The sequence below is a fragment of the Zoogloea sp. 1C4 genome, from assembly GCF_009469605.1.
In the GTDB taxonomy this organism is placed as follows: Bacteria; Pseudomonadota; Gammaproteobacteria; order Burkholderiales; family Rhodocyclaceae; genus Zoogloea; species Zoogloea oryzae.
In genome coordinates this window covers 97,002-113,426 of record NZ_SSXU01000009.1, presented here as the reverse complement: position 1 = coordinate 113,426, position 16,425 = coordinate 97,002, and the positions used below count along the sequence as shown (strand labels likewise).

The window sequence follows — 16,425 nt, the reverse complement described above, 5'->3', positions numbered from 1 at the left end:
TTTCGCCTGTCATTCGGCGGGCGACAATCGAGCGCGGCGGAAAGATGTCTGTTCCAGCTATCCCCTGGGGATAGTCAACATCAGCGATCACGCAAGGCTTCTCGGAGCTGAGCCAGGTAGGCACGTGCGACCTCGGGGTCAGCCGCACGGGATGCCGGCGGTGACGAGGGCGCAGGTGACGGGGGCGCTGGCGGTGCCGATGCACTTTCTCCGGCCCAGGCCTTGAACTCCCCGCGGATCGCCTTCTGGATGATGCCAAACAGGTAGCCGGCCGGGTTGCGTACCGCGCTGTTGTGGCAGCGTGCCGCCCACTCGTCGAGAACGGCCTGCCTCTGCGCCTCGTCCACCTGCTGCAGCGCCACCAGCGCGCCGGCCTGCTGCTCGTCCTTCAAGCGCAGGAAACGCTCGGGTAGCCGCAGGTTCTGCAAGGCCCTCGCGCGCGGTACTGTACGTACTTCATTTATACGATCATTACGTACTGTACGGTCCTCCTTCGGAATCCGAAGAGAGCCGTCCGGCGCGGGTTTCGGTCCTGCTTCGGATTCCGAAGACGGGCGCGCAGCATTCCGAAGAAGGGCTTCCTGGCCTTCTTCGGATTCGTGGTCCGCACCCTCCTGTGGATAACCTGGCGTCGTCCAGCCATGCAGCGCCATGCGCTGCGCCAGCACCTGCAAGCGGGTCGGCAATGTGCGACCGCTGAGCAGCGGGTCTTCGGCAATCTCCTTGAGCGTGTTCATGCCCACGATCTGTACCGCCTTGGCGGCATGGGTCAGCGCCTGGCTGACCAGGCCGAGGTAGTCGGCATCGAGCTGCATCGCCTCGAAGGGCGACAGCGGTTCGTCGTGCAGCACGTAGAGGTTGCCTTGGATGCGGCCGGTCTTCGGGTCGCGCCGCCGCCGCGCCAGGCTGAGCCAGCGCGTCAGCCGCAGCAGCGTCAAGGCGCGCGCCACGGTCTCGTGCGAGGCTTGCGCAGCACAGGGCATGGACGCCAGATAGGGGCGGAGCTGGTCGTAGGTGGGAAAGGCGGTCACGCCGTCGTCGTTGAGCTGCAGGCGGAACACCTGCCAGGCGTTGCGCTCCAGCGGCGTCAGGCGCCGGTCGAGGAACAGCCTGCGCGGCACGCTCTCATGGCGGTTGCCGCTGTAGAGGAAACCGTCGGCGGCCGGCGCCGTGCCCTGCGCCGGTTCCTTCGGCTCAAGGTGCCGCAGCGCCTCGTCGAACAACGCCGACAGCGCAACCGGGCCTTCGCGCCGTGGTGCGCCGCCCGTGGTCATGGCTACACCAGCCCCTGGTCGATCCAGTTCCGTATCGCCGACCAGATCACCGACATGGGCAGGCTCATGGCCTCGGCCAGGTCCATGGTCAGCGCCAGCATCGCCATGTCGTCGGTCGGGGCGATATGGCGCTCGGCGACGCCGGCCTTCCAGCGCTCCCACAAGGCCACGTCCTGCGCCTCGTCGAGCACCGGATGCCGGCCCTTGCGCTTGGGCAGCCCGAGGATATCGCGGCGCAGCGCCACTTCCTGATGCGTGAGGCCGTAGAACTTGCTGACCATCTCCGTGCTCGCCCCCAGGCGCAGCATGCGGTCCACCGTGGCGATCTCCCGCTCCACGTCGTGCACCTGGCTCAGCAGCCGCTTCAACACTTCCCGGTTCACCGACACCGAACACCACGACACCGTGGCATTCACCAGCATGCTCACGAGCTCGGGGTGTTTCAGCGCATCCAGCTCCTCCTCGCCGAAGCCCATGGCCTTGCAGCGGCGCAACTGGCCGTTGCGCAGGTCATGCAGGGCCTGGGCGATCACGGCCTGGTTGAGCGGGTGCGGTGCCGACATACGGGAGCCTCCCGCGCTCAGGAATCCTGGCTCGCTACGCCGGCTTCCAGATCCAGCAGCCGGCGCGCCAGGCGCAGCAGACGGAACAGCTTCACCAGCGCAGCATCGCTCAGGCGTGTGGCCGAGCCGCCATGGCCATGGAGCAGCGCCGCCAGCTCGTCGGCCAGCCGCGCGCGGTCCAGTCCGTTCGCGGCGGGCGGCGCCGCACTCAGCGCATGCAGCAGGGTCAGCACCGCCCGCGCGAACGCCGGCAGCGCCTTCGCCTGGCCCACGGGCGGCGCCACGCAGACGAAGCCGATGCCGCCGTCGCTGGCCTCAATGTGGTCGGCTACCGCTGCGTCCCCGGCGATCTCGCGCGCGAATTGCGCGATGTGCACGCGCAGGCGATCCGGCGCGTCCAGCCCCGGCTCGATGTACCAGACATCCGAGATGGGATAGAGCCCGCCAGCCTGCACGGGGATCGCACGCAGCGCGTCGGCCTCGAAGTCGGGTAGCTTGTCGCCGAGCTGGTCCGCGACCATCCGTTGGATGGACTGCAGGCGCTCGGTGGTCGGCGCCGGCGTCACGATGTGCCCTTGCAGGCGCTCGTCGCGTTGCCCGTGCTGCTCCTCCGGCGCTTCGGGCGGTGCAGGCGGTGTCGCTGCTGGCGCCGGAGGCGCGACCGGCGTGGTGTCGCGCGGCACAGACGAGGCGGGTGGCTGCCGAGGGGCGGAGACCGGCGGGGGAGGAGCAGCAGGCACGACAGGCGCTGCCGATGGCGTCGGCGCCGCCGGTTCGCTGGTCAGCGCACGCTGGCGGCTTTCGCTGTCGTTGATCTCCAGCGCCAGCGTGTCGTAGTCCGCCTCCAGCAGCTCGGCCATCTGGCCGACCAGCTCGTCCTGCACCCGCTGCGGCGAGAAGTCGTCCGGCTGTGTGTCGAACTGCGTCAGCACGTCCTGAAACAAGGTGGCGAAGTCCACAGTCACGGTGCGGCCCAGCGCACGCCGCTCCCAGGTGCGCTCGCACGCCTTGCGCAGCACCGCGAGCCGGTCCACCTGATGCCGGCCCAATCCGCCGTACAACAGCGTCGGGATCGCCGGCAGTAGATTGCGCACCGCATCGTTCATGCGGCTGATGTGTGACTGCGGCACCGGATAGCCGTCGGCAGTCAGTCGCCGCGCGAGTTCGCTCTGCGACAGCGCCTGGCCGCTTTCCTGCTCGTAGAACTCGCGCGCCTTCTCGATGCCCAAGGCCCGCTCGATGAAGGTCAGCCCGCCGCGCAGCTCGTTCTCGGCCAGATGCCCGGTCAGCGCCACGATTTCGCCGCGCGCCGGCCACGGGCGGAACAGGCACGCAATGCGGAAGAAGCGCTCCTCCTTGGTCTCGCTCCACAACTCGCGCAGGATCGCCAGCCGCGTGTTGCCGCCGTTGCGAATGATGTAGTGCGCCTCGCCCGGCCTGCGCGTGATCGCGGGGGGCGCGTCCAGCCCGCGTTCGCGGATGGACGCCTTGATCTCCGCATAGGCCGGGTTGCGCGTCACGCGCGGGTCGTGGTCGTAGGGCCGCAACTGGTCCAGCGTCACCACCATCGGCGTGTCGGCGATGGGGTCGCTCAAGGTCGCGGCCGAAGGGCCGCTGCGCTCGAAGCCGGTGGCCAGCAGCTTGGCAGCCATGTCCTGCGGCGTCAGCTCAGCCACGGCCGTTCTCCTGCGCCTGCCGGTCGGCGCGGCGAAGTTGCGCGCGGGCATTGCGGTCGGCACGGTGGTCGCTCGCAGTCGAACTGGTGTAGATCGAGGCGCAGCCTCGTTTCGTGAATTTCAGGTGCCCGCCGGACGTGCGTACCACGCGCCAGCCTTCGCCCAGCGCGAACTCGATCAGCGCGCGCAGCCGTTCACGGCCGCGCGCCAGTTCATGCGCGCTCGCCATGGCCGGCCCCTCCCGCATCGGTCCGGCCGGTGACCTGCGCGAAGCGCTCCCGCCACGCGGGGAACAGCTCGCCGGCCAGCGTGCGCATGGTGTCCAGCGCCGCGGGCGCCGTGCGTCCAGTCGGCTGCCGGTACTCCACTCGATGTACCGGCAATCCTCGTGTCGCAGCGCGCGGATAGGCCTCGATGGCCGGCACGTCGATGTCCAGCACCTGCACGCCGACCTGTTCCTGGAACACCTGTCGCAGCGCCTGCTGGACAAGCCGCGCGTTCGACGACACCGGATGCACACGGTTGATGAGCAGGCGCAGCGGCGGCGGTTCGATGCCCAGGTGCCGATACGGCGCGATGTCCTCGATCAGTTGCAGCGTGCCGCGCCGCAGCTCGCGCGCCGCGAGGATTTCCGGCGTTACCGGCGACAGCGCCAGGTTGGACGCCAGCACTGCCATCTCCAGCAGCACGCTGCGCGCGCCCTGCGTGTCGATCAGCAGCAAGTCATAGTGCGGGCGGAAGACGGGTAGCAAATGGCGCAGTCGCAGGCGCCCATCCGGTGCGTGCAGCAGCAGCGTGTTCAGTTCGCCGCGGTCGTCGTTGGAGAGCACCAGGTCCAGGCCAGCGATTGCGGTGCGCGACACCAGTTGCTCGATGCGCCGTTCGTTGAATGCCAGCATCTCGTAGATGCCGCCGGGCGCGCGCACGTCCAGCGTGAAGTAGCTCGACAGCGTGGGCTGCACGTCCAGGTCCAGCAGCAGCACGCGTAGCCCGGCATCGGCGATGAAGCCGCCCAGGTTGGCCGCCGTCGTGGTCTTGCCCACGCCGCCCTTGGTCGAAATGATGGACACCACCTGCATAAGCTTCTCCTCGTCGAATGGCATGAACCGAGACGAGGCGTCAGGCGCGCTCTTTGAGGCGATCAGCGATCCACTGTTCGATCTCCACCGAGTCCCAGCCCACCGCGCGCACGCCCAGGCGCAGCGCCTTGGGGAACTTGCCTTCCTTCATCAGGCTGTAGATGTGCGCGCGCTTGAAGCCGGTCTTGGCTTCGACCTCGGCGCGGCGCAGGATGCGGTGCTCGGGCGGCAAGGCCGGCGCGATGGTCTGCGAAGACATGAGAGGCACTCCTTGACGCTCGATGGCGTTGTTCAGAAAGTGCCTCGCATTCCATATGCTGCTGCTGCGAGATTCACTGCAACTGCAGAACACGCAACTGCAATTGCAGTCTGCTGTTACAGGCTCAGCGCGATGCCTCCAGGTGGCGACGCGCCTGTGCCAGCTTGCTCCACAGCGTTCGCTCGCTGATGCCGGGCCGCCCTTCATGGTGGGCCAGTAGCGCACTGATCACCGCATCCATGTTGCGGAAGGACGAGTAGGCAGAGCCCGCGGGGGACTTGCCCAACAGCAATGTCAGCAGGCCGCCAATGATGTTCAGGTAAGTCGATTCGCTGCGCAGGCCCGGTTCACTCGCATCGCCCTCACGAATGCTACTGGCATGCTCCTTCGCCAACGCTTCGTGCTGTGCCTTCAGCGCCGCATGTAGTTGTGCGAGTTCGGCAAGCTGCAGCTTGGCGGCCTCGCGATCGGCTAGCAACACGTTCAGCATGGCGACGCTCACCGAAGGATGCAGTTCGCGCTCGATGCCGTCGAACAGGAATGGAGGCCGCTCACCGGGGTAGTAATGCGACATCCACGCCTTCAGGTCGACGTGGCGCACGATCAACGCAGGATCGTCGAGTGCGGGGCGCTGAGGTTCCTGCGCCATGCCTGCCTTGCCGTAAGAAAGCTCATCGTGTGCCAATGCGTCGAAGATGCGCTCGGAGAAAAGGCGCAGCAAGGGCCAGCGCGGAAAGTCGTTCGGCTCAGGCATGGCACGTGGCCCGAGCGTTTCCAGAATCCGCGGCTCAAAGCGCAACAGTCCCGCCCAACGGACGGCCGCCTCGATCGGGCGGTAGTAGATCCTGGCGCCAAAGGCAAGGCAACTCGATTTCTCCATGTCGCGTGCGTCCCATCGTCGGATCGAACTCTGGCAGACGCGCACCGCCCAAGTGGGCGAGGCGATTGCCCAGAAATCCGGATGAAGCGCAGGACCGGCCGGGATCGTGGAAGGAAGCGTTGCATCGGCGCTGACGGCCGGCTAAGGGCGAACTACATCTTGCTACGCTTGAAACTCCTCAACCATGATGCGGGCGCTTTGCCTTTGGACCGGCACGCGGCTTGGTGGTCGCGCTCCCCTGGAGTCAAGCATGGGTGCCGCGCTTTACCCGAAACCTGGCCAAAGTTTTCCGTAGGAATTCCAACGGCGTAAAGTGCCAATGCGTCAACAGGATGAGCCGGTTTGCAACCAGCAAAAGCTCATGCGTTCCGCGTCAGTGAAATGACCGCGGCGGCGAGCCCGCAGGCGAGTGCCGGAGTACGGAAGGGCGCAGCAATTGCGTCGAAACTGGAATCAGTACAGCGCATGAGCCATGCAGATCGGGGCAGCCGCAAGACCAAAGATGAATCGCGCAATCCGAGAAAACTAGCCGCGCACCTTTCGATAGATCTGCGTCAAATCGCGCGTGATGTGCTTGCGTCCTGATGACATACACGTTCGGCGCGTTCGATGAACCGCTGCAACGGCTCCGTCATGCCACCCTCGGTTCGTAACAGATAGGTGGTTATCGATGCGCTCTGACCGGCCAACGGGCGGACAACAACATCCGCCGGCTGGCAAGTTGCCAAGTGCGCGGCAGTGGAAAAACCTAGCCCGTACCCTGCGGCCACCAACGTCAGCATCAGCCCGTGAGAAGCGGCATACTCAGCCACGATCGGTTGGACATCGACAGAGCGGAACAGTCGTTCGCTCTGCCGACCGCAACCTTGGCATGCCCGTGGATCACAAAGTACCAGCGGATAGCTCACCACTTCCTGCAACGGCACTTCCTTGAAGGCTACAAGCGGGTGCCGTGCGGGCAGGATCACTACCAAGGGGTCGGCCCACAGCGGCTCAGCAATGATCCCGTCCTCCACTTCATTGACCATTGCAAAGCCGGCGTCGAACAGATTTGCGTTCAGCCCCTGCACGAGTTCGGTCAGCGGTACTTCGGAGAGCCGGATGTTTACCTGCGGCGACTCTTCGCGGCACAGTGCAAGCAGTGCTGATAGCCTCGCCCGTCCTATGTCTCTCGACAGCGCGATTCGCAAAATGCCCTGAGAACCGGAGGCAGCAGCCTTCGCGCTGGCCACTGCCTGCTCAACGCTCAACATGATGCGGCGGGCGTCGTCGAGGAAGACTCGCCCTGCCCAAGTCAGGGTTGCGCCCCGCGGCGTGCGACTGAGCAACGTCACGCCTAGAGTTGTCTCCAACTTGCGGATCGTGCGTGATAGGGGAGATTGTTCTATATGCAGCCGCCTAGCGGCTCGACCGAAGTGCAGTTCCTCGGCTACAGCAATGAAACAGCGAAGATGACGTAAGTTCATGCGCAGTCCCTCGTGACGTGACCAGTCCTTATGATCGTAGGGAGCCGCATGCGTGCGGAGACGAGGCCGGCATGTCTTGCAGCGGCTGCCGTCGCTGGCTCACAGCACGCGGGCAATGGTGTCCGGAGTTATTGCAACGCTGCTTGAACGCGGGCGGCGGTCATGGCGGATGGCTAGCTAGATCACTCGCGCCAGCGCGCCTCGGCTAGTCTTCTGTGGCCGCAGCGACCCGAGGAAGACAGTCGCGGCGTCTTACGTCACTCCCCGAGGGCGAGCGATTTGGTCTGTCGACACGGGCGGCGGCGCAGCGTCTGAAGTTCGCGCCAGCGGGCATCGCGCCGGATGAACTGTCGATGGGCATGTTCGGCGAATTCGAGATCGCCACCTGTAACCGCGCTGCTGAAGCACTGCGGCCGGAGCAGTCGCAGCAAGCGGCTGACGCGGGCGGACAAGCAATTCCTGTAACATGTGCCGCGCATCTTCACTGCCTTGCAGCAAGCCCGCGACAGCGTGAGGGGAGCGGCCAACGGCCTTCACGGTCAGCAACGCATTACGCTGTCCGATGGCATCACCCCGTCGCGCTTGCCGACCTTGCTGGCGTTAAGCTGGCAGGAGGAGCCCGACGTCGAGTTGCGCCTGTTCGAGGTGTCACTGTCGCAGCAAATCAAGGGGCTGCATGGCGATCTGCATGACCTAGGGCCCAGTCTGGTGAAGTGGATGACGACATCGTGGCTAAGGCGCTTTGGAGCGCCCCCCCTCATGGTCGCGGCGCCGGCATGGCATCCGCTGCTCAAGCACAAACGTATCTCACTGGACGAGGTGCTGCGTTATCCGCTGGTGCTGGTGACCCACATGCATACGGGAGTCATGCACGTCAGATCCAACGAGTGCTGCCGCGGGTGAAGCAGGAACCCGTGATCGCTGCACGGGTGGCTTCCTGGGAACCTGAAACGCGTCGAGGTATTGGAGTTGACCCGGTTCCGTGGACACATCATTCTTTGTGTTCAAGGAGTCGCAAATGTCAAAAGTACGACCGCCGTACCCGGCGGAATTCCGCCAGCAGATGGTCGAGCTGGTTCGAGCCGGGCGCTCACCCTCGCAGCTCTCTCGTGAGTTCGGTGTCACGGCCCAGTCCATCACCAACTGGGTCGGCCAGGCCGCCATCGACGACGGCAAGCCTTTACCAGGCAAGGAAGGCCTGACCACCGCAGAGCGGGAAGAATTGGTGCGGCTGCGCCGGCAGTTGCGCCAGGTCCAGACGGAGCGCGACATCTTGGCAAAGGCTACGGCCTGGTTCGCCGGTCGCAGCGATGCGACATCCACGAAGTCTTCGGACTCGTGATGGCGAACCAGGCCGACTTATCCGTGCGCACCATGTGCCGCGTCCTTGGTGTCTCAGCCAGCGGGTTCTATGTCTGGCGAGAGCGTGCCCCGTCCCAGCGGCAGCATCGCCAACGCGGTGATGACCGAGCGCATCCGCCAGATTCATCAGGACTCCTACGAGTCCTACGGCATGCCCCGGGTGCGTGCCGAGCTCATCGAGCAAGGCGTGTGTATCAGCCGCCAGCGCGTGGCTCGTCTCATGCGGCAAGCCGGCATCCACGGCATCAGCAAGCGCAGAGGCTTCACCGTCACCACCCGCCGTGACAAGCGTCAGACCCCGGCCCATGACCTGGTCAACCGGCGTTTCCACGCCACAGGTCCGAACCAGCTGTGGGTGGCGGACATGACCTACGTGCCCACCTGGATGGGCTTCCTCTATCTGGCCGTGGTCATCGATGTCTGGAGCCGGCGCGTGGTGGGCTGGGCCATGGGAGAGCGCATGACCGCCGACCTCGTGCTCGCGGCGTTGAACATGGCCCTGGAGCAGCGCAAACCCAAGAGTGTCATCCACCACTCGGACCAGGGCAGCCAGTACACGAGCGTGGCCTTCGGCGAGCGCTGCCGGCAGATGCAGGTGCGACCCTCGATGGGAACGGTGGGCGATGCCTACGACAACGCGATGGCCGAGAGCTTCTTTGCCAGCCTGGAAGGCGAACTCATCGAGCGCAGCACCTTCCAGAGCAAAGCACAGGCCCGCATGGCAGTCTTCACCTGGATTGAAGGCTGGTACAACCCCCGGCGCCGGCACAGCGGTCTGGGCTACCTCTCACCCCTGAACTTTGAAAGGAGCAACGAAGCGCTGTTTGATGTTGTTGAAGATGCCGTCGTGCATGTCCAGACAACACCCGAAACGGTTTGAGAATCAAACCAATACACGTCCACGGAAGTGGGTCAACTCCAGTATATTGATTGGACAGAAGCTAGTCTTCCGTCAACAGGTGTAGCCATCCCTTGCTAGCGGCTTCCACCATAGAACTTTTCCACGAACGAGCGACGGTAACTCTGGTGGCAGGCTAGGCAGCTTTGCTGGGTTTTGGAGAAAGCCGCGATGACTGCTTGGCCGTCATTCCGCTGTGCAGCCTCGCCCATGGCGGTCGCGGCGTCATGAACCTGTCCATCAAGACCCCGAAACTTTCCAGCGTCTGCCCCAAGCCAGGCAAGGATGCGCATCTTTTCCGACATGGGCGGCTCGGCATGCTTGGCAATTCGTGGTGCTAGCTCGGCGACCAGTGGCCAGTCTTCTTTGGAGATCGCGCCCGTGACGACTTGCATGTCGCGCCCGAGTCTTTCCATTATGGTACGAAGCGCCATTGGCTTTGCCGCCTCTACGGACTGCGCACCGAGTGCCGTGGCGAAGGTTGCCAAGAGCACGGACAGCGAGACTGTGAAGAACGATCTGGGTTTCAAGGGCTGGTTCACGAATTTCTCCATTGATGTTGTGACGAATGCTTTGGGTCTAACGAATGGTTGCAGGTGTCCTCAAAATTCCAAGCTCAGCGCGATCGATCCGAATGCGTGATAGCCCGCCTGCTGGTCGAACTCGCGGGTTCTCCAAACGCGCATCACGGCAAGCCGCACGCCACGTCCAGCAACGATCCATTGGCTGCTGATGCCGAGAGCTGCTTGCGCGACCCAAGGCCGCCGGCTGACATGGTGGCTATTCCGGAACATGTTTCCGTCGAGTGAGAAGTCCCAGGCGACGGCTTTACCCTCCAGGTTCAGGAAGACATGTGCCCCAGGTTTGGGCGCCAGGACCGATTGCGGCGTTGTCGTGCGCAGATCGGCAACACCAGAGGGCGGGCGGTTCTCCGCGCCAGGGCGGATCGGATAGCTGCCGAAGTCGTTCGGTATGTTCCAGCCCGCGCGAAACTCCACGCCGGTACTGGCGGCGGTTTCAATGTTTCCGACCCGCAGGGCATAACTGCCGATCACGTCGCTGCCCCATCCAGGGCGGACCGCACCCTCCGTGTACGGCTTGAACTTGCGTTCCATGGCCATCTGAAATGTCGGCTCGTTGCGCAACTGGTTGTCCCAGCCGCGAAAGCGCTCAATGCCGCGTGCCCGATGCACCAGATCCTGAGATTGCTCGGCCAGCGACCAGGGGCCGATCACGCCCAGGGTCAGCTCACGCACGTCAAGCATTTCGTAGCTGGCGGCTTGTGGGTGGATGCGGCGATTCCACGCCAAACCCAGGTAGAGCAAACCAGCGTACGGTCGGTCATCTGGAATCACATCGGTGCGCGTCTTGTTCTCAGGCGTGTACATGGCTTGGCCAAAGCGCACAACGAGGTTTTGCGACGACGAGTGGGCGCCGGCGTCGTGCCAGAAGCCTGGATCAGCCCAGCCGATGAAGCGGGCATACAAACCAATCGGCTGGGGCAGGCACTCCGGACGGAGCCCGCCTTGCAGATCGCGTGAGACTGCTGTTAGCGCGACACCGTTGGTGTAGTTGCGATCGGAGCCGGTGAACAAATCGTTCTCCAGACGCAGGGTGCCGCCCCGCAAGCGCAGGGATTGCCCTGGCGAGCAGGAGGTAGGATTTGCAGAGAGCGAGAAGTCGGAACCGAAAGCAGAAATCGGGCTGAACAATGCACAGGCAATCAACAAGGTGGCGCACTGCATCGACTGCTGCACCTTGGTGCCGCACAGGCTCCGGCAATACCCGTCGACGCCGATCATGTCGCCCCATCGCCTGCTGCCCTGTTGACGTAAAAGCGTTCGAGGGCACTAACGATTTCCTCGGCTTCGTCTACGCAGGTGAACAAGTCGAGATCGGATGAAGAGACATAGCCTTCGTCGAGCAGAAGATCGAAATCAACTACGCGACGCCAGAATGCACGGCCGACCAGCACCACCGGAATACGCTGCATCTTTTCGGTCTGGATCAAGGTGAGCACCTCGAACAGCTCATCGAGCGTTCCATAGCCACCGGGGAAGGCCACCAAGCCCTTGGCGTGCAACAAGAAGTGCATCTTGCGCAGCGCAAAATAGTGGAATCGGAACGCCAAATTTGGGCACATGTAGGGGTTGGGTGCCTGTTCGTGGGGCAGCGTGATGTTGAGGCCAATCGAACGTGCGCCGACCTCGAAAGCACCGCGGTTGGCGGCCTCCATGATGCCGGGCCCACCCCCGGTGACGACGACGAAATCACGGCGGTTTTGCTGCTGGAAACGCGCCGAAATAAGGCCCGAGAAACGCCGCGCTTGCTCGTAGTGGCGTGCCTGTTCGACCCGGCGATTGGCTCGGGCAAGCTCTTGCCTCAGCCCGACATCCTCCGGAGTGACGCGCGCCTGACGCTCCAGCGCGCCAAGACGGGCTTCTGCCGTCTCGGCATCGCTCACGCGTGCGCTGCCGAAGACCACTACCGTCGAGCGAATGCCTTGCTCGTGCAGGATGCGGTCAGGCTTGAGCAGTTCGAGCTGCAGTCGCAGCGGCCGCAGTTCTTCCTGGCCAAGCAGCTCGATGTCTTCGTACGCAAGACGGTACGTTGGCGACTCGCGGATGGCGCGCAGGCGTTCATCGAGATCTTCGGCGGGCTTCATCACTCGTGCGCCAGAAAGTCCGGCCAGCGCAGCGCATGACCATGCTCGGGCACCGTGACCTGCCAGCCGAGTTGCCGTTGCAAGAGTTCGGCGAAGGTCTGGGCGGCGGACAGTTCCCCATGCACCACGAAGGTTTGCGCCGGGGGGTGAATAAAACCCCGAGCCCAATCCAGCAACGCCTTTTGGTCGGCATGCGCCGAGAGGCCATCCACGCTGTGGATCGCAGCACGTACCGGAATGTCCTCACCGAAGATGCGCACGCGTTCGGCCCCCTCGATCAGGCGCCGGCCAAGCGTCCCCTGCGCCTGGAAACCGGGAAACAAGATGCTGCATTCGCGGCGTGGCAAGTTGTGCCGCAGGTGGTGCCGGATGCGTCCCGCATCGCACATGCCGCTGGCAGAAATGATGATGGCTCCGGAGCGGATCCGGTTCAGCGCCATGGACTCCTCAGCGCTCGCTGTGAAACTCAGGTATGGGAGGTTCTCGCCGCGCGCGTGCCAGCCGGCCAACCGCTTCGCCTGTTCGTCGAACAATTCGAGATGCTCGCGCGTGATGCGCGTGGCCTGCGTGGCCATCGGCGAATCGACAAATACCTTCGGTTGCCGCAGCCGCCCCTCGCAGGTGAGTCGGTGCAGGTGATAAAGGATTTCCTGGGTTCGGCCGACCGCGAAGGCCGGCACGATGACATTGCCGCCGCGTTCGAACAATGTCTTTTCGACGATGCCGATCATTTCCTCTTCGGTCGCCGAGAAATCCTTGTGCTGGCGGTTGCCGTAGGTGGACTCGATGACGAGGATGTCGGCGTCCTCGATGGTTGTCGGGTCGCGCAGTATCGGGCGCCCCGGCTGGCCGAGGTCGCCACTGAAAACGAGCTTTGTCGGGTCGCCATGTTCGGTGACCCAGACCTCGATGATGGCCGACCCAAGAATGTGCCCGGCATCGCGGAATCGGGCGCGCACCCCGACGCGGGGCGCGAACTCCCGGTCGTATTCGATGCCTCGCACCTGCTGCAAGCAGTCGCTGGCATCCTGCAGCGTATACAGCGGCGGCAGTGCGTCCTTTCCGCGGAGTCGCTGCGCATTGCGTTTTGCATCGCTCTCCTGGATGTGGGCACTGTCGGGCAGCATCACGCCCAGCAGATCAACCGTGGCGGGAGTGGCGTAGATGGCCCCCTTGAACCCGGCGCGCGTGAGTTTGGGCAATAGCCCACTATGGTCGATATGGGCATGGGTCAGGAGCACGAAATCAATCGACGCCGGGTCGAACGGGAATGGCTCATGGTTGCGCGCCGCCGCCGTGCGGCCGCCCTGAACCATGCCACAATCCACCAGGAAGCGTACGTTGAGCGCTTCCACCAAGAAACACGACCCGGTGACTTCGCGCGCAGCGCCCAGAAAATGCAGTTTCATGGGATGCTCACTCCGGTTTTTTCTTTTGTATCGGGCAAGTGCTCAGGCCAAGCAGACGGTAGCCCGGACAGCGGCCAGCCAGGCCGGTGATGAGCGGCATGAATCCAATGAGTCCCAGCCAACGCCAGGATGAATCCAGCCACAGCGGGAGGCTGAGCAGAACCAGTCCGACGACGATGCGGACAATGCGGTCGAGACTTCCAACGTTGATTTGCATGACGGTCTCCTTGTGTTGAGTCAACGGCTTGAAAACGCGACGGGGGCGGCAGCGCCCCGCAGCGGATGGGTTGCGGTCGATGCCGTCGTGGATACGTCCCAGCCGCCACCAAGGGCCTTGTACAGCGCCACCAGTTGCACGGCGGCGTTGGTATGTGCGCGCGCGGCTGCGGTTTCGGCTTCGTGCAGGCTGCGCTGGGCGGCCAGCAGTTCGACCAGCGCAATGTCGCCTGCCGCATAGCGCGCCTTGGCGTGGCCGTAGCTGGTGCGCGCGGCATCCAGTGCCATACCGCGGCGCTCAAGCGTGTCTAGCCCGCCGTGGTAGTCGCCCAGCGCGCGCTCGGCGTCGCCCAGCGCCGTCAGCACCGCCTGCTCATAGGCCAGCGCGGCCTGCCGCTCGGCCGCCTCGCGTGCCCGAATTTCGGCGCGCACACGGCCGCCGTCGAACAGGCGCCAGGAAATCAGCGGCAGGATGGAAAAACGCGAGCTGGATGCATCGAACCAATCGCCCGTACTGAGCGCTTGGAACCCGCCGCCGACACCGATGGAGAGTTTGGGGAACAACTCGGCCGTGGCCACGCCGATGTCGGCGGAACTCGCTGCCAGGCGACGTTCCGCAGCCAGCACGTCCGGGCGCCGGCGCAGCATCTCTGCGCGCTCGCCCACCGGCAGCGCCCGCAGCGTGCTCGGCGTCAAGGGGCCATCCAGCAGTGCCAGCTCCCGCTCCGGCGGCGCGCCCAGCAGCACGCCCAGGCTGAGTATCGCGGCGCGCTGACGCGCCTGGATATCCGGGATGAGCGCGTTGACTGCTGTCCATTGGGCGTACGCCGCCTCCACGTCGGCGGCCGACGCGTCGCCCAGCGCATGCCGCAGGCGCACCAATTCCAAGGTCTGCTGCAGCGTATCCAGTGTGGCCTGTTGTGCGTGCAACTCGTAGCGGGCGCCGACGGCGGTGAACCAGGTGCGCGCGACCTCGGCCACGATGCGCATGCGTACGCCCTGCGCCTCGGCTTCGGTCGCCTGCAGGCGGGCGCTGGCGCCTTCCAGCGCCCGCCGCCTGGCCCCGAACAAGTCGGCCTCCCAGGCCGCGTCGAAGCCCGCGTCGTAGATGGTCTGCGTGGCGTCAAGGCCGGGGATCGAACCTACGGGCAGGGGTCCGTTCTCGCTTTGACGGCGCCGGTTGACGCTCGCGCCAGCGGCGGCGGTGGGCAATGCCTCGCCGGCCACACGATCGCGCAGGGCGCGTGCCTCATCGATGCGTGCCGCAGCCTGGCGCAGATCCAGGTTCTGTGCCAGCGCCGTGGCCATCAGGCGATCGAGGATGGGATCGTCCAGTGCAGACCACCATTGGCTCAAGTCTGCGGACTGAGATTCGCTTGCCAACGGCAAGCTCCAGCCGCTGCCGACGTCGACCGGCGGCGGCTCGCGGTAGTCGGGGCCCACGCTTGCGCAGGCAGTCAGCAGCACGCAGGACAGGGCCAGCGCGAGCGGACGCGCGCGCCCAGGGGTCAGGCCGGTGACGGTTGCGCGAAGAAAGGGAGTGCGGGGCTTGGATTTCATTGCAGGCGTCCTCGGACGAATACGGTGGCCATCGTCAGCGTGGCCAGGGCGATGACCGCCAGCGGCCACAGGCTGGCGAGAATGTCACCGGGCGGCATGGCCTTGAGAAAGCTGCCTTCGACGATGATGAGGAAGTGGGTCAGCGGAATGGCCTGAGCCAGCCATTGCAGGACGACAGGCATGTTTTCCACAGGCGTCGCAAAGCCTGACATCAGCACCGCCGGCACGCCGACGGCGAACGCCCCCAGGATGGCCTGCTGCTGCGTCATGCTGACCGCGGAAATCATCAGACCGATGCCGACCACCGAGGCGATGAACAGCACCAGGCTGGCAAGCAGGAGTGCAAACGAGCCCGTAAACGGGATGCCGAACAGGAAGACGCCCGCGCTGATCATGAACAGGCCCAGCCCGGTGCCAATTGCGAGTGCCGGCAGCGACTTGGAGATGATGATCTCGGGCGTCGAGGTGGGCGACACCAGCAACTGGTCGAAGGTGCCCAGCTCGCGCTCGCGCGCGATCGACAACGAGGTAATCAAGAGCGAGCTGAACAACGCCAGGATGCCCGTCAGCCCGGGCACGATGAACCAGCGGTAGACCAGATTCGGGTTGAACCAGTGGCGCACGACCACGGGCGTTGGTGCCTGGGCGTCGGGCACGACCTCGGCGCCGACATCGGCGGCGATGGTGGACAGATAGGCCACGGTGATCTGCCCGGAGTTGCTGCGCCGGCCATCTACCAGTACCTGCGCGCGGCCACTTTCGCCGGCAGCGATGGAGCGCGAGAAATCCACCGGGATGGCGAGCGCGGCGATCACCTCGCCACGGTCGATCAGCTCGTGCAGTTGCTGCTGGCTGTCGACATGCCGGATGTGGGTGATGAAGCGGGCGCTGTCCAAGCGCTGTACCAGCTCGTGCGACCAGCGCCCCGTATCCTGGTCGTAGACGGCGATATCGACGTTGCGCACTTCCAGCGTCGCGGCAAAGGCGAACACCAGCAACTGCAGGATCGGCGGCACGAACACCACCATGCGGCTGCGCGGGTCGCGCAGGACGCTGAGCACCTCCTTGATGAACTGGGCGCGCAGGCGGGTCAACGAGAATGCGGACGTCAACATCGC

General features: G+C 64.8%; 16 protein-coding genes and 1 pseudogene. 2 read left to right on the top strand and 15 right to left on the bottom strand.

Annotated elements, in window-relative coordinates; all coding sequences use genetic code 11:
• Positions 1 to 80 precede the first annotated feature (80 nt).
• The 8 genes from GH681_RS12880 to GH681_RS12845 form a co-directional block, all read right to left on the bottom strand.
• Positions 81 to 1,274, bottom strand: coding sequence for an STY4528 family pathogenicity island replication protein (locus tag GH681_RS12880; RefSeq protein ID WP_153161875.1), 1,194 nt, complete (start codon positions 1,272 to 1,274; stop codon positions 81 to 83).
• 2 nt (positions 1,275 to 1,276) lie between these two features.
• Complete coding sequence (locus GH681_RS12875) at positions 1,277 to 1,837, bottom strand: DUF2857 domain-containing protein (protein WP_153161874.1); 561 nt, start codon at positions 1,835 to 1,837, stop codon at positions 1,277 to 1,279.
• Positions 1,838 to 1,854: 17 nt separating this feature from the next.
• Positions 1,855 to 3,513 (bottom strand): ParB family protein, encoded by a 1,659-nt coding sequence (locus GH681_RS12870; protein ID WP_153161873.1) that lies wholly within the window; start codon positions 3,511 to 3,513, stop codon positions 1,855 to 1,857.
• Complete coding sequence (locus GH681_RS12865) at positions 3,506 to 3,742, bottom strand: hypothetical protein (protein ID WP_010792179.1); 237 nt, start codon at positions 3,740 to 3,742, stop codon at positions 3,506 to 3,508. Before GH681_RS12865 ends, GH681_RS12870 begins: the two co-directional genes overlap by 8 nt.
• Positions 3,726 to 4,592 (bottom strand): ParA family protein, encoded by an 867-nt coding sequence (locus tag GH681_RS12860; protein ID WP_153161872.1) that lies wholly within the window; start codon positions 4,590 to 4,592, stop codon positions 3,726 to 3,728. Before GH681_RS12860 ends, GH681_RS12865 begins: the two co-directional genes overlap by 17 nt.
• A gap of 40 nt (positions 4,593 to 4,632) precedes the next feature.
• Entirely contained in the window at positions 4,633 to 4,851 is a 219-nt protein-coding gene (locus tag GH681_RS12855) for an AlpA family transcriptional regulator (protein WP_004255100.1), read from the bottom strand.
• 124 nt (positions 4,852 to 4,975) lie between these two features.
• The gene (locus GH681_RS12850) at positions 4,976 to 5,731 is read right to left on the bottom strand and encodes a hypothetical protein (RefSeq protein WP_010792182.1); all 756 of its coding nucleotides are present in this window, start codon (positions 5,729 to 5,731) and stop codon (positions 4,976 to 4,978) included.
• A 554-nt stretch (positions 5,732 to 6,285) separates the two neighbouring features.
• Positions 6,286 to 7,197 (bottom strand): LysR family transcriptional regulator, encoded by a 912-nt coding sequence (locus tag GH681_RS12845; protein WP_059401254.1) that lies wholly within the window; start codon positions 7,195 to 7,197, stop codon positions 6,286 to 6,288.
• A 468-nt stretch (positions 7,198 to 7,665) separates the two neighbouring features.
• Between GH681_RS12845 and GH681_RS12840 the strand changes: the two genes are divergently transcribed.
• Both GH681_RS12840 and GH681_RS12835 read left to right on the top strand, forming a co-directional pair.
• Positions 7,666 to 8,100, top strand: a complete 435-nt coding sequence (locus tag GH681_RS12840) for a LysR substrate-binding domain-containing protein (protein WP_228111896.1) — start codon at positions 7,666 to 7,668, stop codon at positions 8,098 to 8,100.
• Between the two features lie 115 nt (positions 8,101 to 8,215).
• A pseudogene (locus GH681_RS12835) lies at positions 8,216 to 9,439 on the top strand (IS3 family transposase).
• Positions 9,440 to 9,534: 95 nt separating this feature from the next.
• Here the strand turns inward: GH681_RS12835 and GH681_RS12830 are convergent.
• From GH681_RS12830 to GH681_RS12800, 7 genes are read right to left on the bottom strand one after another with little or no spacing between them, the layout of a single operon-like run.
• Positions 9,535 to 10,011: a cytochrome c gene (locus tag GH681_RS12830; RefSeq protein ID WP_153161871.1), complete on the bottom strand. Its 477-nt coding sequence runs from the start codon at positions 10,009 to 10,011 to the stop codon at positions 9,535 to 9,537.
• A gap of 48 nt (positions 10,012 to 10,059) precedes the next feature.
• The gene (locus tag GH681_RS12825; RefSeq protein ID WP_153161870.1) at positions 10,060 to 11,259 is read right to left on the bottom strand and encodes a lipid A deacylase LpxR family protein; all 1,200 of its coding nucleotides are present in this window, start codon (positions 11,257 to 11,259) and stop codon (positions 10,060 to 10,062) included.
• Positions 11,256 to 12,122, bottom strand: coding sequence for a TIGR00730 family Rossman fold protein (locus GH681_RS12820; RefSeq protein ID WP_153161869.1), 867 nt, complete (start codon positions 12,120 to 12,122; stop codon positions 11,256 to 11,258). Before GH681_RS12820 ends, GH681_RS12825 begins: the two co-directional genes overlap by 4 nt.
• Positions 12,122 to 13,531 (bottom strand): MBL fold metallo-hydrolase RNA specificity domain-containing protein, encoded by a 1,410-nt coding sequence (locus GH681_RS12815; RefSeq protein ID WP_153161868.1) that lies wholly within the window; start codon positions 13,529 to 13,531, stop codon positions 12,122 to 12,124. The genes GH681_RS12820 and GH681_RS12815 overlap by 1 nt, the downstream gene beginning before the upstream one ends.
• 7 nt (positions 13,532 to 13,538) lie before the next feature.
• A complete protein-coding gene (locus GH681_RS12810) occupies positions 13,539 to 13,748 on the bottom strand; it encodes a DUF2892 domain-containing protein (RefSeq protein WP_015476688.1) in 210 nt (69 codons plus the stop codon).
• Positions 13,749 to 13,768: 20 nt separating this feature from the next.
• Entirely contained in the window at positions 13,769 to 15,307 is a 1,539-nt protein-coding gene (locus GH681_RS12805) for an efflux transporter outer membrane subunit (protein ID WP_153161867.1), read from the bottom strand.
• Positions 15,304 to 16,422, bottom strand: a complete 1,119-nt coding sequence (locus GH681_RS12800; protein WP_099589929.1) for an ABC transporter permease — start codon at positions 16,420 to 16,422, stop codon at positions 15,304 to 15,306. The genes GH681_RS12805 and GH681_RS12800 overlap by 4 nt, the downstream gene beginning before the upstream one ends.
• Positions 16,423 to 16,425: the final 3 nt, after the last annotated feature.